The 22,376-nt window shown below is 69.3% G+C and carries 15 protein-coding genes; 13 read left to right on the forward strand and 2 right to left on the reverse strand.

The features are described 5' to 3' along the window. Positions 1 to 8 precede the first annotated feature (8 nt). Positions 9 to 662: an XRE family transcriptional regulator gene (locus RCO27_RS10180; protein ID WP_309002568.1), complete on the reverse strand. Its 654-nt coding sequence runs from the start codon at positions 660 to 662 to the stop codon at positions 9 to 11. Positions 663 to 798: 136 nt separating this feature from the next. Between RCO27_RS10180 and RCO27_RS10185 the strand changes: the two genes are divergently transcribed. The 8 genes from RCO27_RS10185 (at position 799) to RCO27_RS10220 (ending at position 12,532) form a co-directional block, all read left to right on the forward strand. Further along, positions 799 to 2,790 carry a serine hydrolase domain-containing protein gene (locus RCO27_RS10185; RefSeq protein WP_309002569.1) on the forward strand — a complete coding sequence of 664 codons (1,992 nt, stop codon included), beginning with the start codon at positions 799 to 801 and terminating at the stop codon, positions 2,788 to 2,790. Beyond that, entirely contained in the window at positions 2,790 to 3,800 is a 1,011-nt protein-coding gene (locus RCO27_RS10190) for a dipeptide epimerase (protein ID WP_309002570.1), read from the forward strand. Before RCO27_RS10185 ends, RCO27_RS10190 begins: the two co-directional genes overlap by 1 nt. Continuing rightward, positions 3,797 to 5,131, forward strand: coding sequence for a peptide MFS transporter (locus tag RCO27_RS10195; RefSeq protein ID WP_309002571.1), 1,335 nt, complete (start codon positions 3,797 to 3,799; stop codon positions 5,129 to 5,131). The genes RCO27_RS10190 and RCO27_RS10195 overlap by 4 nt, the downstream gene beginning before the upstream one ends. 61 nt (positions 5,132 to 5,192) lie before the next feature. Continuing rightward, the gene (locus RCO27_RS10200; protein WP_309002572.1) at positions 5,193 to 6,341 is read left to right on the forward strand and encodes a membrane dipeptidase; all 1,149 of its coding nucleotides are present in this window, start codon (positions 5,193 to 5,195) and stop codon (positions 6,339 to 6,341) included. A 20-nt stretch (positions 6,342 to 6,361) separates the two neighbouring features. Continuing rightward, complete coding sequence (locus RCO27_RS10205; RefSeq protein WP_309002573.1) at positions 6,362 to 8,704, forward strand: TonB-dependent receptor; 2,343 nt, start codon at positions 6,362 to 6,364, stop codon at positions 8,702 to 8,704. 117 nt (positions 8,705 to 8,821) lie between these two features. Continuing rightward, positions 8,822 to 9,823 (forward strand): DUF1611 domain-containing protein, encoded by a 1,002-nt coding sequence (locus RCO27_RS10210; RefSeq protein WP_309003196.1) that lies wholly within the window; start codon positions 8,822 to 8,824, stop codon positions 9,821 to 9,823. Continuing rightward, positions 9,823 to 10,953 carry a hypothetical protein gene (locus tag RCO27_RS10215; RefSeq protein WP_309002574.1) on the forward strand — a complete coding sequence of 377 codons (1,131 nt, stop codon included), beginning with the start codon at positions 9,823 to 9,825 and terminating at the stop codon, positions 10,951 to 10,953. Before RCO27_RS10210 ends, RCO27_RS10215 begins: the two co-directional genes overlap by 1 nt. After that, positions 10,940 to 12,532: a serine hydrolase gene (locus RCO27_RS10220; RefSeq protein ID WP_309002575.1), complete on the forward strand. Its 1,593-nt coding sequence runs from the start codon at positions 10,940 to 10,942 to the stop codon at positions 12,530 to 12,532. The genes RCO27_RS10215 and RCO27_RS10220 overlap by 14 nt, the downstream gene beginning before the upstream one ends. A gap of 10 nt (positions 12,533 to 12,542) precedes the next feature. On the opposite strand, the gene RCO27_RS10225 is transcribed toward RCO27_RS10220, so the two are convergent. Beyond that, positions 12,543 to 14,981 carry a CehA/McbA family metallohydrolase gene (locus RCO27_RS10225; RefSeq protein WP_309002576.1) on the reverse strand — a complete coding sequence of 813 codons (2,439 nt, stop codon included), beginning with the start codon at positions 14,979 to 14,981 and terminating at the stop codon, positions 12,543 to 12,545. On the opposite strand from RCO27_RS10225, the gene RCO27_RS10230 reads away from it, so the two are divergent. The 5 genes from RCO27_RS10230 (at position 14,980) to RCO27_RS10250 (ending at position 22,345) form a co-directional block, all read left to right on the forward strand. Then, a complete protein-coding gene (locus RCO27_RS10230; RefSeq protein WP_309002577.1) occupies positions 14,980 to 15,492 on the forward strand; it encodes a DUF2147 domain-containing protein in 513 nt (170 codons plus the stop codon). The two genes, RCO27_RS10225 and RCO27_RS10230, sit on opposite strands and share 2 nt — an antisense overlap. A 103-nt stretch (positions 15,493 to 15,595) precedes the next feature. Then, positions 15,596 to 16,984, forward strand: coding sequence for a TIGR03013 family XrtA/PEP-CTERM system glycosyltransferase (locus RCO27_RS10235; RefSeq protein ID WP_309002578.1), 1,389 nt, complete (start codon positions 15,596 to 15,598; stop codon positions 16,982 to 16,984). Continuing rightward, complete coding sequence (prsK, locus tag RCO27_RS10240) at positions 16,984 to 19,083, forward strand: XrtA/PEP-CTERM system histidine kinase PrsK (protein WP_309002579.1); 2,100 nt, start codon at positions 16,984 to 16,986, stop codon at positions 19,081 to 19,083. The genes RCO27_RS10235 and prsK overlap by 1 nt, the downstream gene beginning before the upstream one ends. After that, complete coding sequence (gene prsR / locus RCO27_RS10245; protein ID WP_309002580.1) at positions 19,080 to 20,444, forward strand: PEP-CTERM-box response regulator transcription factor; 1,365 nt, start codon at positions 19,080 to 19,082, stop codon at positions 20,442 to 20,444. Before prsK ends, prsR begins: the two co-directional genes overlap by 4 nt. Next, the gene (locus RCO27_RS10250) at positions 20,441 to 22,345 is read left to right on the forward strand and encodes a tetratricopeptide repeat protein (protein ID WP_309002581.1); all 1,905 of its coding nucleotides are present in this window, start codon (positions 20,441 to 20,443) and stop codon (positions 22,343 to 22,345) included. Before prsR ends, RCO27_RS10250 begins: the two co-directional genes overlap by 4 nt. The last annotated feature ends 31 nt before the right edge of the window (positions 22,346 to 22,376 follow it).

A 22,376-nucleotide genomic window follows, 5' to 3' on the forward strand; every position in this document is an offset into this window, starting at 1 on the left:
CCCCCGAATCATCCCTTGTCGGGTTCGGGGCCGTGCAGGTTCAGCAGCGAATCCATCAGGCCTTCGTCCGCGCTCGAGCAGACACCCAGCACGGTCGCCTCCTCGCAGCCCTCGGCGACGACATAGGCGTGGCCCATCTGGGAATCGATGTAGATCGATTCCCCGGCGTCGAGCACGACCGGATCGTAGAACTCGGTGTGAACCGCGATCCGCCCTTCCAGCACGTAGATATATTCCTCGCCCGTGTGGCGGACGAGATCGCCGAACTCCTCGACGGTCTTGGCGCGGATGCTGGTGAGCACCGGGATCATGCGCTTGCGGCGCAGCTCCGGGCAGAGATAGTGATAGTCGTAATTGGGCGTCGTGACCTGGATCGCCTTGTCGAGGCGGCCGATGCTGCGGCGCGCCGTGACCGGCGCCTGGCCGCTGTCCTCGTCCTCAGCGAACAACTCCGACATGCGCATGCCGAGCCGCTGGCTCAGTTGCTGGAGCTTATCGTAGGTCAGGGTCAGCCGGTCGTGCTCGACCTTGGACAGGGTCGAGACCGGTATGCCACTGCGGTCGCTCATCTCCTTCAGCGTCCAGCCATTGTGTGCCCTCAGGCTCCTCAGCAGCTGGCCCAGCGTCGGCTGACCGCCTTTGTCCAGATCGGAACGTGCCACAAATCCCCGCGTTGACAATTTTCCAATTAGGACATTATGTCCTGTTTGGGATCAAACAAGATCGCCATAGCAACTTTAGCCGGTCACGTCGCGAGAGGCAAACGCCCGCGCCGGCTCGAAGCCAAGGGGAAGAGGCATGCATTACCTCAAGGGACTGGCCGCCGGGGTGCTGGCGCTGGCGGGACTCGCCGCCGTCGCGCAGCAACCGAATCCGCTCGCGCCGGCGCCGACTCGGCCGACAGCGGAGACGCCGGCCACCTCCGCGCCGACTCCGGCAGCTGCCGGCCAGCCGCAACTCACACCGCAGGACGTGAATGCCTGGCTCGACGGCTTCATCCCCTATGCGCTGGCGAGCGGCGACATTGCCGGCGGCGTCGTGGTGATCGTGCACAACGGCCAGGTGATCGCCCAGCGCGGCTACGGTTTCGCCGACGTCGCACGGCGCACGCCGGTCGATCCGGCGCGGACCCTGTTCCGCCCGGGCTCGGTCTCCAAGCTCTTCACCTGGACCGCGGTCATGCAGCAGGTCGAGCAGGGCCGGCTCGATCTCGACGCGGACGTGAACCGCTATCTCGATTTCGAGATCCCGCCCTACGAGGGCCGGCCGATCACCCTGCGCAACATCATGACCCACACGGCGGGCTTCGAGGAGGCGATCAAGGGCCTGATCTCGACCCGCGACTCCGGCGCGTCTCCCTATGAGGACCTGCTCAAGGAGTGGATCCCGCACCGCGTCTTCGCGTCGGGCACGACGCCCGCTTATTCGAACTACGCGACGAGCCTCGCCGGCTATATCGTCCAGCGGGTCTCGGGCGAACCGTTCGACACCTATGTCGAGCGCCACATCTTCGCGCCGCTCGGCATGGCGAACTCGACCTTCCGCCAGCCGTTGCCGCCGCGCCTCAGGCCGATGATGGCGACCGGCTATCAGCTGGCCTCGGGCGAGCCGGTCGGCTTCGAACATGTCGGGGCGCGCCCCGCCGGCTCGCTGTCGGCCACCGGTGCCGACATGGCGCGCTTCATGATCGCGCATCTCAATGGCGGGCAACCGCTGCTGCGGCCGGAAACGGCGCGGCTGATGCACACGACCGCGGCGCGCGGCGTCGGGCCGCTCAACCGGATGATGCTCGGCTTCTACGAGACCGACATCAACGGCCATCAGGGGATCGGCCACGGCGGCGACACGATCGGCTTCCACTCCGATCTCCAGCTCTTCCCCGACGACGATGTCGGCATCTTCGTGTCGTTCAATTCGGGCGGCCGCGAGGGCGCCGTCCACGGTCTCAGGAGCGCGATCGTCGAGGAGTTCGCCGATCGCTATTTCCCCGCGCCGGCCGACACGCGCCGCGTCGACGCGGCGACCGCGCGCCAGCACGCCGAGCTGCTCGCCGGCACCTGGACCAACTCGCGCGGCGCCTTCACCAGCTTCATGAACATCCTCGACCTGTTCGGCCAAGTGAAGACGAGCGTCGATGCGGAGGGGCGGCCGGTCGTGCCCTTCCTGAACGGCCTCAACGGCCAGCCGCGCACCTGGGTCGAGGTCCAGCCGTTCGTCTGGCGCGACCTCAACAGCCATGAACGGCTCGCGGCCCAGGTGGAGAATGGCCGGGTCGTCCGCTTCAGCGTCGATACGATCGCCCCCTTCATGGTGTTCGATCGGACCCCCTGGTACCTGTCCTCGGCCTGGCTGGTGCCGGCGCTGCTGGTCAGCCTCGCCATCCTCTTCCTGACCGCATTGTTCTGGCCGGTCCGTGCGCTGGTCCGCCGCAGGTTCGGGGCGACGCTGGCGCTCGAGAAGCGCGACCTCACGAGCTACCGGCTGGTCCGCGGCGCGGCTTGGCTGATCCTGCTGGTGCTGATCGGATGGGCGGTCACGCTCATCACGATGATGGGCGACTTCAACAATCTCAGCCCCGGCTTCGATCCGATCATCTACGTCCTGCAGAGCCTGAGCTTCGTCGCTTTCCTGGGCGGCCTCGCGGTGATGCTGTGGGATGCCTGGCTGATCTGGCGCGGCAATCGCGGCTGGAAGGCGAAGGTCTGGAGCCTCGCGCTGGTCTTCGCCGCCTTCATCATCGTCTGGATCGGCTTCGCCTTCAACCTCTTGAGCCTGGGCGCGAACTACTGATGACCACACGCACCCTGACGGTGAGGACGGAGCAGCTCCGCCTCACCGTCCCCTTCCGCATCTCCGGCTATGTCTTCGAGCATTCCGATGTCGTCGTCGTCACCATCCGCGACGGCCCTCGTTCGGGCCGCGGCGAGGCCTCCGGCGTCTATTATGTCAGCGATGACGCGCCGCACATGCTGGCCGGGATCGAGTCCTGCCGAACGGCGATCGAGGGTGGCGCAAGCCGCCATGACCTTCAGGCCCTGCTGCCGCCGGGCGGCGCCCGCAACGCGCTCGATTGCGCGCTCTGGGAGCTGGAGGCGGCCCAGCGCGGGGTGCCAGTCTGGGCACTGGCCGGCCTCGAGGCGCCGAAGCCGCTCGTCACCACCTTCACGCTCGGCGCCGACGATCCCGAGACGGTCGCGGCCGGCGCCCGGCGCTATGCCGATGCGCGGGCGATCAAGCTGAAGCTCACCGGCGAGATCGAGGCGGACCTCGGGCGGATCGAGGCGGTGCGCACCGCCCGTACGGACGTCTGGCTCGGGGTCGACGCCAACCAGGGGTTCGCACGGCGCGATCTCGACCGGCTGGTCGAGGCGCTCGTCGAGCACCGCGTCGCGCTGCTCGAGCAGCCGCTGGCGCGCGGACGCGAGGCCGATCTGGAGGGCTATGCCTCGCCGGTCCCGATCGCCGCCGACGAAAGCGCGCTCAGCCTCGCCGACGTGCCCGGGCTGGTCGGCCGCTTCGACGTGGTCAACATCAAGCTCGACAAGTGCGGCGGCCTGACCGAGGGCCTCGCCATGGCGGCCGAGGCGCGCCGGCTGGGCCTTCAGGTGATGGTCGGCAACATGGTCGGCACCAGCCTTGCCATGGCCCCGGCCTATCTGCTCGGGCAGCTCTGCGACTATGTCGATCTCGACGGGCCGACCTTCCTGACCGAGGACCGGCAGCCGGCCGTCGTCTATCGCGACGGCTTCATCACGTGCGGCGAAGGCGTGTGGGGCGGCGGCGGGAGGCTCGTCGCGTGAGCACGGCCCCGGCGCCGACCTGGTTCGGGCAGCCCAAGGGCCTCACCATCCTGTTCCTCACGAACATGTGGGAGCAATTCTCCTATTTCGGCATGCGGGCGTTGCTCGTCTACTACATGACCCGCGAGCTCCTGATCGCGCAGGAGACGTCGTCGTTCATCTACGGCCTCTACACGGCCTTCGCCTATTTCACCCCGATCGTCGGCGGCACGATCGCCGATCGCTGGCTGGGCAAGAAGCGCGCCGTGATCATCGGCGCGAGCGTCATGGCGGCCGGCCATTTCCTCATGGCGTTCGAGCCGGCCTTCTACCTCGCGCTGGCGACGATCGCGCTCGGCAACGGCCTGTTCCTGCCCACCCTGCCGAGCCAGATCAACGACCTCTACCGGGCCGGCGATCCGCGCCGGCCCTGGGCCTACAACGTCTATTATGTCGGCGTGAACATCGGCGGCTTCCTCGCGCCCCTGATCTGCGGGATCCTGGGCGAGTTCTATGGCTGGCACTGGGGCTTCGGCGCGGCCGGCATCGGCATGCTCGCCGGGCTCGCCATCTATCTCGCCGGCGCGAAATATCTGCCGCCCGAGCCGCCGCGCGCCGAGCCGGAGGTCGTGCGGGCGAGCCGCGGCAGCGGCCGCCGCGACGTGATCCTGCTGCTGCTCGCGATCGGCCTCGCCGTCACCGTGTTCCGCGGCGCCTATGAGCAGATCGGCAACACCGTCGCCTTCTGGGCGGGAAGCGGCGTCGACCGGGCGGTGGCGGGGCTCACCATCCCGATGACATGGTTCATGTCGCTCAATCCGCTGCTCGTCATGCTGATGACCCCCTTCCTGCTCGCCCGCTGGAAGCGCAAGGCTGAGGCGGAGCGCGAGCATTCGCCGCTGCAGAAGATGGCGATCGGCGCGCTCATCGTCGCAGCCGCCTATCTGCTGCTCGCCCTCGCCGCTGCGCTGGCGGGCGACGGCCAGGCGAGCTGGCTGTGGCTCGCTGCCTTCTTTGTCGTCTTCACCCTGGGCGAGCTCTACATCCTGCCCAACGGGCTCGGCCTGTTCGCCCGCCTGGCCCCGCCGCGCTTCGGCGCGACGACGGTGGCCGCCTGGTATCTCGCCATCTTCACCGGCAGCCTCACCGCGGGCCTGGTCGGCACCTTATGGAGCGGGATGGGGCCCGCGCCCTTCTTCACCATGCTGGCCGTCATCGCGACGGCCGCGGCCGGGTTCCTGATCCTGCTCGACCGGCCGGCGCGCCGCATCGTTGCCGGCGCGGACGACGCCAATTCCGCCCGGCCGTCGGCTGACGGCCCGAAAGAGGGCGACTTGGCCCAATCGATTTGACAAATCTCCAAATAGGACATTAGTGTCCCGATCAGAAAATATAGGCCGGAAGGGGATGAGGGTGAGTCGCACGGGCCTCAGCCGTCGCAACATGCTGAAAAGCGCGGCCGCCCTGGGTGCCTGCGCCTTCCCGATGATCAACATCGGCCGCTATGCGATGGCGGGGGCTGAGGAGCGGACCTATTCCGCCCGCGCGATGGGCCTCGTCGAGCGCTCGCTCGTCATCGACATGCTGGCGATCCCCAGGCTCGACTTCCGCCCCGAAGCCTATAGCCGGCCGCTGTCCGAAGCGGCGGTGGCCGAGTTCCGCGCCTCGGGCATCAATGCGATCCACAATGCTGTCGGGCTTATCGGCCGCGACGACGCCCTGACCTTCCTCGCTGCCCAGCAGGGCTTCGCCGGCCGCCAGCCCGGGCTGTTCCAGCTGGTCGATACCGCCGAGGATCTCGACCGGGCCAAGCGCGACCGCCGCGTCGCGATGATCATGGGCTTCCAGAACGCGCCGTTCGATGCGGTCGAGGACGTCGCCTTCTTCCACGGCCTCGGCCTGCGCTGCGCCCAGCTCACCTACAACAACCAGAACCTGATCGGCTCCGGCAGCACCGACCGCGTCGACGGCGGCGTCAGCACCTTCGGCACCGAGATCGTCCGGGCGATGAACCAGGCCGGCATGCTGGTCGACGTCTCGCATAGTGGCGACCGCACAACGCTGGACGCGATCGAACTTTCGACCGGGCCGATCGCCTTCACCCATTCCAACTGCCGTGCGCTATGCAACCACCCGCGCAATAAGACCGATGATGCAATCCGCGCACTCGCCGCCAAGGGCGGGGTAATGGGGATCACCGGCGTGCGCATGTTCATCCGCGACCGCGACCCCACCAATGTCGGCCATATGGTGGATCATATCGAGCATGTGATCCGGCTGGCCGGCATCGAGCATGTCGGCATCGGCTCCGACGCCGATCTCAACGGCTATGACGACATGCCGCCCGATCAGTACCGGCAGCTCAAGGCCTCCTACGATCGGTCCTACGCCTTCCGCGAGAAGATCGACATCGATGGCTTCGATCACCCGCGCAAAATCTACGATCTCACCGAGGAGCTGATCCGGCGCGGCCACAGCGACGCGCACATCGCGCTCATCCTCGGCGGCAATTTCAGGCGCCTGCTGGGCGCCGTCTGGACGCGACCGCAAAGCGGCGCGTGATGAGGGGAAGGACGAAGGAAATGACCAGGACCACGGGCGCGCGGCGCGCCACCTTGGCAGCATCGGCAGGCTTGCTGGCGCTCGGCGTCGCCATGCCCGCCGCGGCGCAGGACACCCAGCTGGCGGCGGCCGATACCGACCAGAACGAGATCATCGTCACCGCGCAGCGACGCACCCAGACCCTGCTCGAAGTGCCCCAGTCGGTCTCCGTGGTCGGCGGCGAGACGCTGGAGCGGCAGCAGGCGACGAGCTTCCTCGATTATGCCCAGCTCGTCCCCGGCCTCAGCATCACCCAGGACAATCCCGGTGAATCGCGCGTCATCCTGCGCGGCATCAACACCGGATCGGTCGCCTCGACCGTGTCGATCTACGTCGACGATGTGCCGTTCGGATCGAGCGGCAGCCTCTCCAATGCCGGCGAGCTCGCCGGCGACTTCGACACGTTCGACGTCGCGCGGATCGAGGTGCTGCGCGGGCCGCAGGGGACGCTCTACGGCGCCAACTCGCTCGGCGGCACGCTCAAGTTCGTGACCGCCGCGCCCGCCTTCGACCGGTTCGAGGCGCGCGGGCAGGCCGGGGTCGAGTTCGTCGACGACGGCGGCACCGGCTGGTCAGGCAACGCGCTGGTCAACCTGCCGGTCACCGACATGCTCGCGATCCGGGCGAGCGGCTTCTATCGGCGCAATGCCGGCTATGTCGACACGGTCGGCCGGTCGGGCGAGGACGTCAACCGGTCCGACAGCTATGGCGGCCGCGTCTCGGTGCTGTTCGAGCCGACCGACAATTTCTCGGTCCGGCTGTTCGCGATGGCGCAGAATATCCGCACCGATTCGCCCTCCACCTACGAGGTCGATCCTGCGACGCTCGAGCCGGTCAATGCGCTGACCGGTCTCGCCAGCGACGAGCGGACGCGCTTCGAGCGGATCGCCGAGTTCAACGATTTCGACTACCGGCTCTACAGCGGCACGCTCGACTGGGATCTCGGCTTCGCGACGCTGACCTCGGTCACCAGCTATGCCACGCTCGACCAGCGGTCGATCACCGATTTCAGCAACACCGCCGAACGGGATCTGGTCAACGCGTTCGTCGCACCGACGGCACCGGGGACGGTCGGCCTCGCCTTCCAGGCCGACATCGACACCGACAAGTTCACCCAGGAGGTGCGTCTCGCCTCGCCCGATTCCGGCACGATCGAATGGCTGGTCGGCGCCTATTACACCCGCGAGAACGCGCTGCTGTTCCAGCGCTTCCAGCCCTTCGATCTGGCGACGCAGGCACTGCTCCCGACCGAAGTCACGCTTGCGCCCGGCGTGACGGTGCCCGAGATCGTCTTCGTCACTCTCGATTCCAACTATGAGGAGGTTGCCGGCTTCGCGAGCGCGACCTGGCACATCTCGCCGCGCTTCGAGGTTACGGCGGGCGGCCGCTACAGCCACAACAGCCAGGATTCGGTGCAGTTCACCTCGATCTTCGGCGGGGACGAGACGATCACCGGCGACTCGTCCGAAAGCGTCTTCACCTGGTCGGTCGCGCCGCGCTTCGAGATCAACGAGCGCACCTCGCTCTATGCGCGCGTCGCCAAGGGCTATCGCCCCGGCGGGCCGAATGCGGTGCCGCCCGGCGCGCCGGCCGATTTTCCGGCCACATTCCGGGCCGACACCCTGGTCAGCTACGAGATCGGCCTGCGCGGCGAGACGGAGGACCGGACCTTCGCCTTCGACGCATCGCTCTTCTACCTCGACTGGAAGAATATCCTGATCAACACGGTGTTCATCGATCCGGACACCGGCACCGCCTTCGGCACCAACGGCAACGGCCGGCGGGCGCGCAGCCTCGGCGCCGAGGCGACCGCGACGCTGCGCCCGATGCGCGGCCTCACCGCGGTCCTCAACCTCGCCTATACCGACGCCGAGCTGCGGGACGACACCACGCCGGAGGACGGCGCGCTCAATCTGGTCGGCGGCCTCAGGGGCGACAAGCTGCCCTACACGCCCGAATTCTCGATGAGCCTCTCCACGGACTATGAATGGACGCTCTCGGGCTCGACCCGCGCCTTCGTCGGCGGCAATGTCCGGCTGGTGAGCGATCAGACCGGCGGCTTCGATCCCGACTACCGCGCCGTGTTCGGACGGCGCCCGGAGCTCGACGGCTATACGACCGTCGACCTGCGCGCCGGCGTCGATTTCGAGCATTTCTCGGTCACCGCCTATGTCCGCAACCTCACCAATTCGCGCGGGCTGGTCAGCACGAGCGGCTATCCGCGGCAGATTCCGCCAGTGGTGGGCGGCAACGACGTGCCGCTGGCCTTCGCCTCGTCGATCCGGCCGCGCACCATCGGCTTCACGCTCGGCGCGCGCTTCTAACGCGCGCCTGTCGGCTTAACCCCGTGTCCGGAAAGTAAGGCGTTGCATAACTCAGCCCACAAGAGACCGGCCCAGCCAGCGCAAGGCAGGCACTCCGGCTCGGTCGGCCAGCTCGACCTGCCGACGCCTTACCTGCTGTTCCTCGGCGACGTCACCGAGGCGGGATATGCCAAGACCGCCTTCGGTCTGCGGGACTGGGCACCGGACAAATGCGTGGGCGAGTATGCGCTGCCGGGCGCGACCGTCTCGGCGGACCTGCCCCGTCTGTCGCCCACGGACGCGGCGGCGCAAGGGGCGAAGGCGCTCGTCATCGGCATCGCCAACACCGGCGGGGTGCTCGCCCCGAGCTGGATTCCGGCGCTGCTCGAGGCGCTGGACGTCGGGCTCGACGTCATCAGCGGCATGCACAGCCGGCTCGGCGATCATCCGCTGCTGCGCGAGCGGGCCGAGCGGCTCGGCCGGCGCCTGATCGACGTCCGCCGCCCGCCCGCCGGCATTCCGATCGCGACCGGCCTCAAGCGCAGCGGCATGCGGCTGCTCACCGTCGGCACCGATTGCGCGCTCGGCAAGAAATATACAGCGCTGGCGATCGCCCGCGGCTTCTCGGAACGCGGGCTGACGGCCGAGTTCCGCGCGACCGGCCAGACCGGCATCATGATCGCCGGCAGCGGCATGCCGATGGACGCGGTGGTCGCCGATTTCGCCGCCGGCGCCGCCGAGCTGCTGAGCCCCGATACGGACCCGGGCCACTGGGATGTGATCGAAGGCCAGGGCTCGATCCTCCATCCCGCCTATTCGGGCGTGTCGCTGGCGCTGTTGCACGGCAGCCAGCCGGACGTCATCGTCGTCTGCCATGACACGTCGCGCGCCATGCTGCTCGGCCACGAGCCCTTTCCAGTGCCCGGGGTGGGGGAGGTGATCGACCTCACCATCCGGCTTGGGCAGCGCGTCAATCCGGCGATCCGCTGCGGCGGCGTGACGATCAACACCTCGGCGCTCGATCCGGATGCGGCGGCAGTGCTTCTGGACCGCGAGGCCAGCCGGCTCGGGCTCCCGGTCGCCGATCCGATGCGCGGCGGCGATCGGTTCGCGCGCCTGCTCGACGCCTGCCTCGCCTGATGTCCGCCGCGACGGGATCGAGATCGAGCTTCTTCCAGCGCTTCCTGCTGCCCGGCCTCGCCTTCAAGGCGGTGGTGATCGGCGGCGGCTATGCCACGGGGCGCGAGCTGGTCGAGTTCTTCCTGCCGAGCGGCCCCTGGGGCGGTATCGCCGCGATCGCGCTCGCCACTTGCGTGTGGAGCCTGGTCTGCGCCGCCACCTTCCTGTTCGCCCGTGCGACCGGGGCGCTGGACTATCGCACCTTCTTCCAGCACCTGCTCGGGCCGGCCTGGGTGCTGTTCGAGGTCGCCTATTTCCTGTTCATCATCCTCGTCCTCGCCGTGTTCGGCGCCGCGGCCGGCGCGCTCGGCGCGGCCGCGCTCGGCTGGCCGGAGATCGCCGGCACGCTCGTCCTGATGGCCGGCATCGTCTCCTTCGCCGCCTTCGGCAACAGCTCGGTCGAGCGCCTGTTCAAGTGGGTTTCGGTGCTGCTCTACGGCGTCTACGCCGCCTTCCTCGTGCTCGCGCTGCTCAGCTTCGGCGACCGGATCGCGGCCAATTTCTCGCTGCCCGCGCAAAGCAGCGGCTGGGCGCTGGGCGGCCTCACCTATGCCGGCTACAATGTCGTCGGCGCCGTCGTCATCCTGCCCGTGGTCCGGCACATGACCAGCAACCGCGACGCGATCGCCGCCGGGCTGATCGCCGGGCCGCTGGCAATGCTACCCGCCCTGCTCTTCTTCGTCTGCATGATCGCCTATTACCCTGCGATCGGTGCCGAGACGCTGCCGTCCGATTTCCTGCTCGCCCAGCTCGATCTGCCTGCCTTCCGGCTGCTCTTCCAGCTGATGATTTTCTCGGCCCTGCTGGAGAGCGGGACCGGACTCGTCCACGCCATCAACGAGCGGATCGACAAGACCTGGCGGGCGCGGCGCGGGACGGCGCTCTCCGCCACTGCCCGGCTCGTGGTCGCAGGGCTGATCCTGATCGGCTCGATCTTCCTCGCCACCCGCTTCGGCCTCGTGGCACTCATCGCCGAAGGCTATGGCGTCTTCGGCTACGTCATCCTGGCGATCTTCGTCCTGCCGCTCGCGACAATCGGCGTCGCGCGGATCCTCAAGTCATCTCCCGGAGGCGCTCATGCTGCGACTTAAGAGCCTTGCCCTTTGCCTGCTGCTGATCCTGCCCGCGCCGGCACTGGCCGATCCGCCGGCGGGCTTCGCCGAGCGGGTCGAGCGGCTGCGCGAGAGCCTCGGCGTGCCCGGCGCGACGATCGCGATCGTCGAGAACGGCCGCGTCACCATGACCCAGGGCTTCGGCATCCGGCAGATCGGGCGGACGCAGCGGGTCGATGCCGACACGATCTTCGCCACCGGATCGACCGGCAAGGCCTTCACCGTCGCCGCGCTCGCCCTCCTCGTCGACCAAGGCCGGATCCGCTGGGACGACAAGGTCATCGATCACATGCCCGATTTCCGCATGTGGGATCCCTGGGTGACGCGCGAGATGACCATCCGCGACCTCCTCGTCCACAGAAGCGGCCTCGGCCTCGGCGCCGGCGACCTGCTGTTCGTGCCAAGGAGCGATCTCTCCCGCGCCGAGACGGTGCGGCGTCTGCGCCACATCCGCCCGGCGACGAGCTTCCGCAGCGGCTATGCGTATGACAACGTCCTCTACATGGTCGCCGGCCAACTGATCGAGGAGGTCACCGGCCAGACCTGGGAGGCGTTCGTCCGCCGCAACATCTTCCGCCCGCTCGGCATGACCAATTCGACCGTCGACGACGCAGGTCGCCTCGCCAGCCGCAACTATGCCCGGCCCCATGCCCGGCTCAACGGGCCGATCCGCGGCACCGGCGACCAGGAGATGCTCGGCCCGGAAACCGACATTGCGGCCAATGCCGCGCCCGCCGGAGGCTTGGCGATCAGCGCCAACGACATGGTCCACTGGCTCAATGCCCAGCTTGCCCGCGGCGCGCTGCCGGACGGCGGTCGCCTGTTCAGCGAGGCGCAGGCGCGGGAGATGTGGCAGCCGGTGGTGATCCAGCCGATCGGCGAAGTGCCGGAGAATTTGCGCGCGACCCAGCCGATGTTCGACACCTATGCGCTCGGCTGGGACGTGCGCGACTATCGCGGCGCCCGGATCATCTGGCATGGCGGCGCCGTGTTCGGCTCGCTCGCCGCGGTCGTGCTGATCCCCGAGCGCCATGTCGGCTTCTACATCGCGGTCAACAGCGAGGAAGGCGAGATGGTCCGCGGCTTCATGTACGAGCTCATCGACCATTATCTCGGCCTGCCGCGGGACAGCTGGCCGGAGAAGCTCCACGACTTCGTCACCCAGCGCCGCCAGGCGGCGGTCGCCAGCCTGCAGGCGCCGCAGGCGCAGCCCGCCGACATCGGTCCCTCGCTGCCGCTCGCCCGCTATGCCGGCGACTATAGCGATCCCTGGTACGGGACGATCAACATCCGCGAGGAGAACGGCGCCCTCACCGTCGCCTTCCCGCACACGCCGGGCCTCACCGCCACGCTGGAGCACTGGCAGTACGAGACGTTCCGCACCCGCTTCAACGACCGGAACATGGAGCCGGCCTACGTCACCTTCCAGCTCGACGCGGAGGGCAAGGTCGATCGCATCACGATGCGCGCCATCTCGCCGCTCGCCGATTTCAGCTTCGACTATCACGACCTGCTGTTCACGCCGGTCGCCGCAGCGGGCGCGGCGCCGTCGCCCTGACGTCGCGCCCTTACTGCCCGCCGCGCGCCTCGAGCAGGCGACGGGCCTCGGCGAAACGGGCGCGGATGCGCGGAATCTCCGCGTCGCGATAGCCCGTGTCGAGCCGGGCCTCGGCGACGGCCATCCAGCGCAGCAGATCGGCGGCCGCCCGGCGCGCGGCGGCGGGGTCGCTGCTGCCGACCGCGCCGAACCAGATCGGCGCGGTATGGGCGAAGGGATAGCTGTCCTGCACCGGCCACCGCGTGGCGCCGCCATGGACGCGCGCCGCCACCCAGCCGCCCGGCGGGACGTCGATCCGGCCTAAATAGCGGCGATGTCCGGCGTCGCCGAGGCCCTCGCCGCGCCATACGACCTCGCCATTGACCAGGATCTCGACCTCCTCGACCGGCGTCGGCGACCAGGCATCGAGCTGCCACTCGACGCTGGCGGGGCCGGCCGCGACCACGCCGCCGGGCCCGCTGCCGGCCACGTGGAAATCGAGCTGCGGCCCGGTCGAGACGAAGCTGCGGCCGCGGCGGACGGCGTCCAGGAAGCTCGCCAGGCTGAGCGGCCCTTCGGGCCTGGCGTAGATCCGGGTCGATCCGACCGCCATCGTGCGGTGGAAATTGTGCATGGCGTCGCTGCCGGCCGACGGCATGACCGGCAGGCCGAGATTGAGCAGCCGGTACCAGGCGGCGCTCGATCCCAGTTCGTCGCTCCACAGGCAGACGATGTCGATCAGGTCGACGTCGCCGAGCAGGGCATCGGGGACGAGCTCGAGCGGCAAGCCAGTCGGCGGGCCCCCGGCCGGGAAGGGATCGCGCTCGTTGACCGGATGGACATAGGCGTTCACCCCGCCATGGGCGCGGGCGAAGCCGAGCGCGTCGGCATTGGGCCGGTCCAGCGCGCCGTAGACCGGATAGCCGGGCCCGGAGAACCAGGGCGCATAGAGCGCGTCGGCGCCGATCACCGCGACATGACCGAGGAAATGGGAACGCACTTCCTGCGCGAAGGCGATGAGCGGCGGCTCGGTGCGCCGCCAGCCCCACCAATGCTGGTCCATCAGCTGGGTGTGGAGATTGGCGAGTTGCGGCGTCGCGACGTCGAGCCCCTCGCCCCGCATGTCGAGGACGAGATCCTCCGGGGTCAGCTGATAGGGGCCGCCGTAGTTGAGATGGGTGTGGAGGTCGGCCGAATACCAGCCGCGGCGCGCCCCGTCGAAGCCGGTGAACGGAATGTCGAGGTCGACGGTCGCGGTCTCGCCCGCCCGCAACGTGCGCGAGACGGTGGCGGCACCGTCGAAACCGTGGCTCGCCGCAACGCGCACCGGGCCCGCCGGCACCTCCAGCGTGACGATCCCGGGGCTGTAGAAATAGACCATCCCGTTCTGGCCGTCGAAGCGCGCCATGCCGTCGGTCGGAACGAGCGGATGGCCGCCCGCGCCGGTCACCGACAGGCGGGCCGCGACATGGGCGCCGCTGTCCCCACGACGCGTGCGGATCGACAGGTGCGCCGTCGCCGCGCCCCATTGCCACGACAGCGGCGAGACGTCCTCCGGCGCGCCGCCGACGGCCGGGACGCGATAGAGCCGGAAGCGCTCGTCCTGTCCGGCCTCGACGAAATAGACGAAAGTCCCGTCGCGGCTCCAGCTCGGGGTGAGTGGATAACGTGCCGACGGCGCGAGACGGATCGTCGATCCACCGTCGGCGTCGGCGAGCAGCAGCTGCCAGCCTTCGCCGTCCGGCACGGTGGCGGCATAGCTTCGGACGGCCGCGGAGGTGCGCAGGTGCGGCGCGATACCGTCCTGGCGCAGCGCCCGTCGCGATCCGTCGCCGAGGTTGAGGAGCACGAGGCCCTCGGCCGACCCTCGCTTGTCGACGATCAGCAGCTCCGCGCCATTGGCGAGCGGCTGGGGCTGGAGCTCGGGTTGCTCGGCGGTAGTGAGGCGGGTCCGTTCGCCGCTCGCCAGATCGATCCGCCAGATGTCGAGGCCGCCGGCTTCCGCCGAACTGTAGAACAGGCTGCGGCCGTCCGGTGCGAAGGCCGGGTCGAGATCGAGGCCGGGGCTGTCGACCAGCACCCGCTCGCGCCCTGATCCGGCATCGATCAGCATGATCGAGGTGTCGCGGCTGTCGTCGCGCACGAAGGCGATCTGCCGGCCGTCGGGCGACCAGGCGGGCCGCGAATCCACGCCGGCACCGCGCGTCAGCCGGCGCGCCTCGCGCGTCTCGGCGTCCATCAGCCAGAGCCAGCCGCGTGCCGCCAGCGCGATCGTGCGGCCGTCGGGCGACGGCGCCGGATCGGTCGGCCCCGCCGCCAGCGTCGGCAGGTTGTAGCCCTCCAGATAGACATGATGCCGGACGCCCGCGACCTTGGGATAGCGATTCGTCCACTGTCCGTCGGCCGGGGCGGCGAGGAGAAAGGCCGGCAGCAACGCCGCGATCAGCCGAGACCTGGTCGAGCCGGACATGCGCACCCCTCTTGGCTGGCGGGAAGACGAGGCGGTCATGCCCAATCGTGGCGCGCCTGTCCAATCGCCGATCAATCGCTCGTCCAATCGCTGGCAAGGGCGGCGCAGCCATGCGATGATCCCACGCATGTTGTTGCTCGCGCTCGCCCTTTTCGCTGCACCGCCCGGCATGGCCGGGGACTGGCGGACGGAGGACGGGTCGGCGATCGTCCGGATCGGCGACTGCGGCAACAGGGTGTGCGGGCGGATCGTGCGGGTGCTGAATCCGGCTGCGCCACCCAATGATGCCAACAATCCCGATCGCGCGCAGCGCAACCGCCCGTTGGCGGGTCTCGCCGTGCTGAGCGGCTTTTCGCGCAACGGCGCGGGCGACCTTCAGGGCACCGCCTACGATCCCAAATCGGGCCGCAGCTATCGCGCCTATCTCGCCGTCGGCGCCGATGGCACGCTGCGCGTCACCGGCTGCATCGCCTTCCTCTGCCGCTCCCAGACCTGGCGCCGGGTGCGCTGAAGCCCAAAAACGGCGCCTTCATCCTTTCTTTGTCAATTTCTCCGACACTGCGCCAGGTGTCGGACGGGCTTACACCTGACGCGACGGCCGGGGCGGCGACGCCATGATCCGGCTGTTCAAGCATTATATCCCCTATGCGGTGCTGCTGCTGGGGGCGATCGACTTCGCCCTGCTGCTGCTCGCCGCCGAGGCCGGCTGGGCGCTCAGGGTCTGGCAGATTTCCGGCACCTTCGATCCGGGCGGCGAGCGGCTGCCCAACATGCTCGCTTTCGCGCTGACGCTGCAGGGCGCGATGGTCGCCGTCGGCGTCTATGGCGTCGAGGCATTGCAGTCGGCGCGCTTCGCCATCGCCCGGCTCGTCGTCGCGGCGATGCTCGGCTTCCTGCTTCTCAGCCTCGTCTTCTTCGTCGTGCCGCCGGTCAGCTTCTGGCGCTCCAGCCTGCTCTACGCGATGTGGTTCGGCCTGGCCGGCCTGGCGATCGTCCGCACCCTCCTGCGGGACGTGCTCGGCGGCGAGCGCTTCAAGCGGCGTCTGCTCGTGCTCGGGGCCGGCGGGCGCGCCGGCCGCATCGAGGCGCTGGCGAAGCGCCCGGGCGCCGGTTTCGCGGTGGTCGGCTTCGTCGGCATGAACGACGGACCGACGCAGGTGACCAGGGCGGTGAACCGCGCCGACATCGCCAGCCTGCCCGTTCACCTGCTGAGACTCGGCGCCAGCGAGGTGGTGCTGGCGCTCGAGGAACGGCGCAACGCCTTGCCCTTGAACGACCTGCTCAGGATCAAGACCACGGGCGTCGAGGTCCACGACTTCTCCAGCTTCCTCGAACGCGAGACCGGGCGTGTCGACCTCGACAGCCTCAATCCCTCATGGCTGATCTTCTCGGATGGCTTCTCCGCCGGGCGACGGCTGTCGAGCTGGGGCAAGCGGCTGTTCGACGTCGCGGCGAGCCTGCTGCTCCTGCTCGTCACCTGGCCGGTGATCCTCCTGACCGCGATCGCGGTGAAGCTGGAGAGCCGCGGCCCCGCCTTCTATCGCCAGCGCCGCGTCGGCCTCTACGGCGAGACGTTCGAGGTCATCAAGCTGCGCTCGATGCGCACCGATGCCGAGGTCGGCGGCAAGGCGGTCTGGGCACAGAAGGACGATCCGCGCGTCACCCGGATCGGCCGCTTCATCCGCAAGGTCCGGATCGACGAGCTGCCGCAGGCATGGAGCGTGCTCAAGGGCGAGATGAGCTTCGTCGGCCCGCGTCCCGAGCGCCCCCAGTTCGTCGCCGATCTGGAGGCGCGCCTGCCTTATTATGCCGAGCGCCACGTCGTGAAGCCGGGCATCACCGGCTGGGCGCAGATCAATTATCCCTATGGCGCCAGCATCGAGGACGCGCGCGAGAAGCTCGAATACGATCTCTACTATGCCAAGAACTACACGCCCTTCCTGGACATCCTCATCCTGCTCCAGACCTTCCGGGTGATCATTTGGCCGGAGGGCGCGCGCTGATGTTGCAGCTGCTGTCCCTGTGGAGCCATGTGCTGGCCGCCGCCCTGTTTGGCGCGCTGGCGCTGGCGCAGCTTCAGCACTGGAATGGCGCCCCGCATAACCGGCCGCTCGCCATGGCCTTCGCCGTGGTTGCCGTCTGGTCCGCCGTCATCGCGATCGCGGGCGGCGAGACGGTGTTCGCTCAGGTTGCGGAAGGCGGGCGCAACCTTGCCTTCCTCGCTTTCATGTACGGACTGATGCGCGAGGCCGACGACGACGGCAGCCAGCGCGGGGTCAAGGCGGTCTATGCGGCGCTGGCCGCCGCGATCGGCTGCCAGACGATAGCGGGCGGCCTCATGGCCTTCGCCGGAAGCCTCCCGGGCACGCTGGACGCGCTCGTCTCGACCGGCCGGCTGCTTGGCCTGCTCGTCGCCGCCGGATCGCTGATCCTGGTGCACAATCTCTACGGGCAGGCCGCGCCCGGCTCGCGCAGCGCCCTGCGTTTCCCGATGCTCGCGCTGGCGGCGATGTGGGCCTACGATCTCCATCTCTACACATTGGCCTATTTCACCCACGGCCTCGCCGCCGACCTGTTCGCGACGCGCGGCCTCGTGCTGGCGCTGCTCGCACCCCTGTTCGCGCTCGGCCTGCGGCGCCACGCCGCCTGGCAGTTCCAGCTCTCGCGCGCGGCAACCTTCCAGTCGGTCTCGGTCATCGCGATCCTCGCCTATCTGCTGGTGATGGTCTCGGCGGCGCGGACCGCGGAGGCCGTCGGCGGCAATCTCGGCCTCGTCGCCCAGTTCGGCGTCCTCTTCGTCACCACCCTCGCCGTGCTGGCCCTGCTGCCGTCGGGCCGGGCGCGGGCCTGGCTCAAGGTGTTCCTCGCCAAGCATGTCTTCGAGCATCGCTACGATTATCGCCGCGAATGGCTGCGCTTCGTCGCGACGCTCGATCGGGAGGGCGCCGACGGCGCGCCGCTCGAGCAGCGCGTCGTGAAGGCGCTTGCCGACATCGGCGATTCCCCGGCCGGCCTGCTGCTCACCGTCGACGACCAGTATCGCCTGACCCTCTGTGCCCGCTGGAATTCGGACGCGAAGCTGCCGTCGACGGGCCTCGGCGCGGAACGGCTGCTGCGCTTCATCGAGGCCGGAACCCATGTGCTCGACTTCGCGGCGATCGGCGGCGGCAGGTTGAGCGCGAGCGGCGAGGCCTTCCCGGTTCCCGGCTGGCTGAGTGAGCTGGAAAATGCCTGGGCAGGCATTCCGCTGATTCACTCGAGGCGGCTGGTCGGGCTCGTCCTGCTGGAGCATCCGGCCCAGCGCCGGCCGCTGGACTGGGAGGATTTCGACCTGTTCCGCACCGCGGGCGTCCAGGCGGCGAGCTACATCGCCGAGGCGCGGGGGCAGCAGGCGCTGGCCGACGCGAGCCGCTTCGAGGAGTTTAACCGGCGCTTCGCCTTCATCCTTCACGACATCAAGAATCTGGTGAGCCAGCTCAGCCTCGTCGCGCGCAATGCGGAGCGTCACGCCGACAATCCTGAATTCCGCGCCGACATGGTCGCCACCCTGCAAAGCTCGGTGAAGAAGATGAACGACCTGCTCGTCCGCCTGTCGCCGGGCGCCGCGCGCGAGCTCGAGGCGCCGCGCGCCGTGCCGATCGAGCCGATCCTCGGCCGGCTTGCCGGCGCGAAGGGGCGCCGCCACCCGGTCGGTTTCGCCTGCGACGACGGCCTGGCGGCGACTGCCAATCCGGACGGCCTCGAACAGGCGCTCGCCCACCTTCTCCAGAATGCGATCGACGCCAGCGCGCCCGATCGGCCGGTCGAGCTGCGCGCCTATGAAAGCGGCGGCGACGTCGCGATCGAGGTCGTCGATCGGGGGCGCGGGATGTCGGGCGAGTTCGTCCGCACCCGCCTGTTCCAGCCGTTCGTCTCCACCAAGGATTCGGGGTTCGGCATCGGCGCCTATGAGGCGCGCGCCCTGATCCATGGCATGGGCGGCCGGCTGGAGGTGGAAAGCGCCGAAGGCGAAGGCACCTGCTTCACCATCTTCCTGGCCGGCGTCCAGCGCCAGCCGAACCCCTTCCATGACCGCCTGACCCGCGAACGGATGCGCGCATGAACATGCATGTGAAACCCAAGCTGCTGATCGTCGAGGACGATGAAGGGCTCCAGCGCCAGCTGCGCTGGGCCTATGACGATTACGAGGTGCTCGTCGCCTCGGACCGGGGCGCCGCGATCGACATGGTCCGCGCCGCCGAGCCCGCCGTAGTCACGCTCGACCTCGGCCTGCCCCCCGATCCGGACGGCGTCTCGGAAGGCTTCGCGGCGCTGGAGACGATCCTGTCGCTGAAGCCCGAGACCAAGGTGATCGTCGCCTCCGGCCATGGCGCGCGGGAGAGCGCGCTGCGCGCCATCGCGTCCGGCGCCTATGATTTCTACCAGAAGCCGGTCGATATCGACCAGCTCGGCCTCATCGTCCGCCGCGCCTTCCAGCTCCACGGCATCGAGGTCGAGAACCGGCGGCTGGAAAACCAGGTCGGCGACGAGCGCACCGTGCTCGGCACGATGGTGACGGCGGCGCCGGAGATGGCCAAGGTCGCCCGCACGATCGAGCGCGTCGCCAACACCAACGTCTCGGTCATGCTGCTTGGCGCCTCGGGCACCGGCAAGGAGCTGCTCGCCCGCGGCCTGCATCAGGCGAGCGCGCGGCGGAGCGGCGGCTTCGTCGCGATCAACTGCGCGGCGATCCCCGAGAACCTGCTCGAGGCCGAATTGTTCGGCTACGAGAAGGGCGCCTTCACCGGCGCGATCAAGACGACCGAGGGCAAGATCGAGCTCGCCCATGGCGGCACCCTGTTCCTCGACGAGATCGGCGACGTGCCATTGGCGCTCCAGGTCAAGCTGCTGCGCTTCCTGCAGGAGCGGGTGATCGAGCGGATCGGCAGCCGCAAGCCGATCCCGGTCGATACCCGCATCGTCTGCGCGACCCACCAGGACCTGGAGGCGATGATCGCGGCCGGCACGTTCCGCGAGGATCTCTACTACCGCCTCGCCGAGATCGTGGTGCGCATCCCGGCGCTGGCCGAACGGCACGGCGATCCGGCGCTGCTCGCCAAGCATTTCCTCGCCCGCTTCGCCCGCGAGATGAACCCGCAGGTCAAGGGGTTCGCGCCGGGGGCGCTCGCCGCGATCGAGACCTGGCCCTGGCCCGGCAACATCCGCGAGCTGGAGAACCGGATGAAGCGCGCGGTGATCATGGCCGAAGGCCGGTTCATCTCGGCCGAGGATCTCGACCTGGCCGCGCCCGACGAGACGGCGCTGCCGGTCAACCTCAAGTCGGTGCGCGAGGAGGCGGACCGGCGCGCGATCCGCAAGGCGCTCGCGCAGACCGAAAACAACATCTCCGGCGCGGCCAAGCTGCTCGGCATCAGCCGGCCCACCCTCTACGACCTTTTGAAGCAATACGGGCTCCAGCCGTGAGGATTTGGGCGCCGCTCATTGCCGTGGCCCTGATCGCTGCCTGCTCGGGCGGACCCGGAGCGGCGTACCAGCGCGGCGTCGCCGCGTTCGAGGCGGGCGACGTGCGCACCGCGCGGGTCGAGTTCATGAACGCGCTGCAGGCCGATCCCGACAACCGCCCCGCTCGGGTGATGCAGGCGCGGGTCCTGCTGGCGCTCGGCGACGGCGCCGCCGCCCAGGCCGAGATCGAGCGCGCTCGCCAGTCCGGGGTCGCGCCCGCCCAGACGCATCACCTCCTCGCCCATGCCCGGCTGCTGCAGGGCGATGCGCAGGGCGCGCTCGCCGAACTGGCCGACGTGCCCCCCACCCACGCCGCCTATGCCGCGCGCATCCGCGGCCGCGCCGCGATGGCGCTAGGCGACATTGCAACTGCCGCCCAGGCGTTCGACGAGGCGCTCAGGCTGTCCCCGAACGACAGCGCGCTCTGGACCGACATCGCGCGCTTCCGCCGCGGTGGAAACGAGATCGGCGGCGCGATCCAGGCCGCCGACCGGGCGGTGGCGGCCAATCCGCGCAACACCGATGCCCTGCTGCTGCGCGGCGAACTCACCCGCACCCAATATGGCCTCGCCGCCGCCTTGCCCTGGTTCAGCCGCGTGCTCGAGGTCGACGGCAATCATGTCAACGCGCTGCTCGAGCGCGCGATCACCTATGGCGACATGGGCCGGATGCGCGAGATGCTGGCGGACGTGCGCACCGTCCACCGGCTGACCGGCGGCCATCCGATGGCCTACTACCTTCAGGCCATGCTCGCCGCCCGCGCCCGCAACTACACGCTGGCGCGCAGCCTGCTCGATCGCACGCGCGGCGCCTTCGCCGACATGCCAGCCGCGATGCTGCTCGCCGGCGCGATCGATTTCGGATCGGGCAACCTGCCGGAGGCCGCCGAGCGCCTCGGCCGGCTGGTGCAGCTCCAGCCCGGCAACCGCAAGGCGCGCCGCCTGCTCGCCGCGACCCAGTCGCGGATGGGCAATGCCGCGGCCGCGGTCGAGACGCTGATCCCGATCGCCAACCGGCCGGACGCCGACAGCTACAGCCTGACTTTGATGGGTCGCGCCCTCGCCGCCCAGGGCGATGCGGGACATGCCTCCTTCTATCTCGCCCGCGCCGCCCAGCCGCGGCCGCCGGTGCTGGCCGCGATCGAGCAGGTCGACGACCGCGCCTTCGCCGATCTGCGCACCGCCGCGTCCGAGCGGCCGGGGGAGGTGCTGCTCCAGGTCCGTTTCGTCTCCGCCTTGCTCGCCCGCGGGCTTGGCGGCGAGGCGCTGGCACGGGCCCGACAACTGCAGGCCGCCAATCCGGGCGCGCCGGAAGTCCATATGCTGGCCGGCGATGCGCTCGGTATGCGCGGCGATTTCCGGGGCGCCGCCGAGCAATATCGCCGCGCCGCCAACATCGCCTTCTCCGAGCCGGTGGCGCTGCGGCTGATCGAGGCGCTGCAGCGCTCCGGCCAGATCGAGGCGGCGGACGGCGTCCTCCGGCTGTTCCTCCAGCAGAATCCGCGCAACGTCCCCGCGCTCGTCCTCTACGCCGCCCGCGCGATGCAGGCGGAGGACTGGCCGCACGCGATCCGTGTCTACGAGAGCCTGCAGCGCCGCCTCGGCAGCAACGACGCCACCATCCTCAACAATCTCGCCTGGGCCTATTCCGAGGAGGGCGACTATGACCGCGCCATCCCGCTCGCCCGCCGCGCCTGGTCGCTCGACCGCGACAATCCCGCGACCGCCGACACCTATGGCTGGATCCTGTTCAAGAGCGGCACCGACCGCGCCCAGGGCCTCGTCCTGCTCGAGCAGGCAGCGCGCGGCGCCCCGAGCGACGCCGAGATCCGGCGCCGCCTGGAACAGGCCCGGCGCAGCTAGGGTTGTCCATTCTACATTGGACCAGGATCGT

It is taken from the genome of Sphingosinicella sp. LHD-64 (assembly GCF_031157375.1).
In the GTDB taxonomy this organism is placed as follows: domain Bacteria; phylum Pseudomonadota; class Alphaproteobacteria; order Sphingomonadales; family Sphingomonadaceae; genus Allosphingosinicella.

Bases quoted from the DNA above. Each gene is read 5' to 3' on its own strand.
- RCO27_RS10220 (WP_309002575.1), top strand. From the start codon at position 10,940: ATGCTGCGACTTAAGAGCCTTGCCCTTTGCCTGCTGCTGATCCTGCCC.
- RCO27_RS10215 (WP_309002574.1), top strand. From the start codon at position 9,823: ATGTCCGCCGCGACGGGATCGAGATCGAGCTTCTTCCAGCGCTTCCTG.
- RCO27_RS10205 (WP_309002573.1), top strand. From the start codon at position 6,362: ATGACCAGGACCACGGGCGCGCGGCGCGCCACCTTGGCAGCATCGGCA.
- prsR (WP_309002580.1), top strand. From the start codon at position 19,080: ATGAACATGCATGTGAAACCCAAGCTGCTGATCGTCGAGGACGATGAA.
- RCO27_RS10235 (WP_309002578.1), top strand. From the start codon at position 15,596: ATGATCCGGCTGTTCAAGCATTATATCCCCTATGCGGTGCTGCTGCTG.
- RCO27_RS10185 (WP_309002569.1), top strand. From the start codon at position 799: ATGCATTACCTCAAGGGACTGGCCGCCGGGGTGCTGGCGCTGGCGGGA.
- RCO27_RS10225 (WP_309002576.1), bottom strand. From the start codon at position 14,981: ATGTCCGGCTCGACCAGGTCTCGGCTGATCGCGGCGTTGCTGCCGGCC.
- RCO27_RS10230 (WP_309002577.1), top strand. From the start codon at position 14,980: ATGCGCACCCCTCTTGGCTGGCGGGAAGACGAGGCGGTCATGCCCAAT.
- RCO27_RS10190 (WP_309002570.1), top strand. From the start codon at position 2,790: ATGACCACACGCACCCTGACGGTGAGGACGGAGCAGCTCCGCCTCACC.
- prsK (WP_309002579.1), top strand. From the start codon at position 16,984: ATGTTGCAGCTGCTGTCCCTGTGGAGCCATGTGCTGGCCGCCGCCCTG.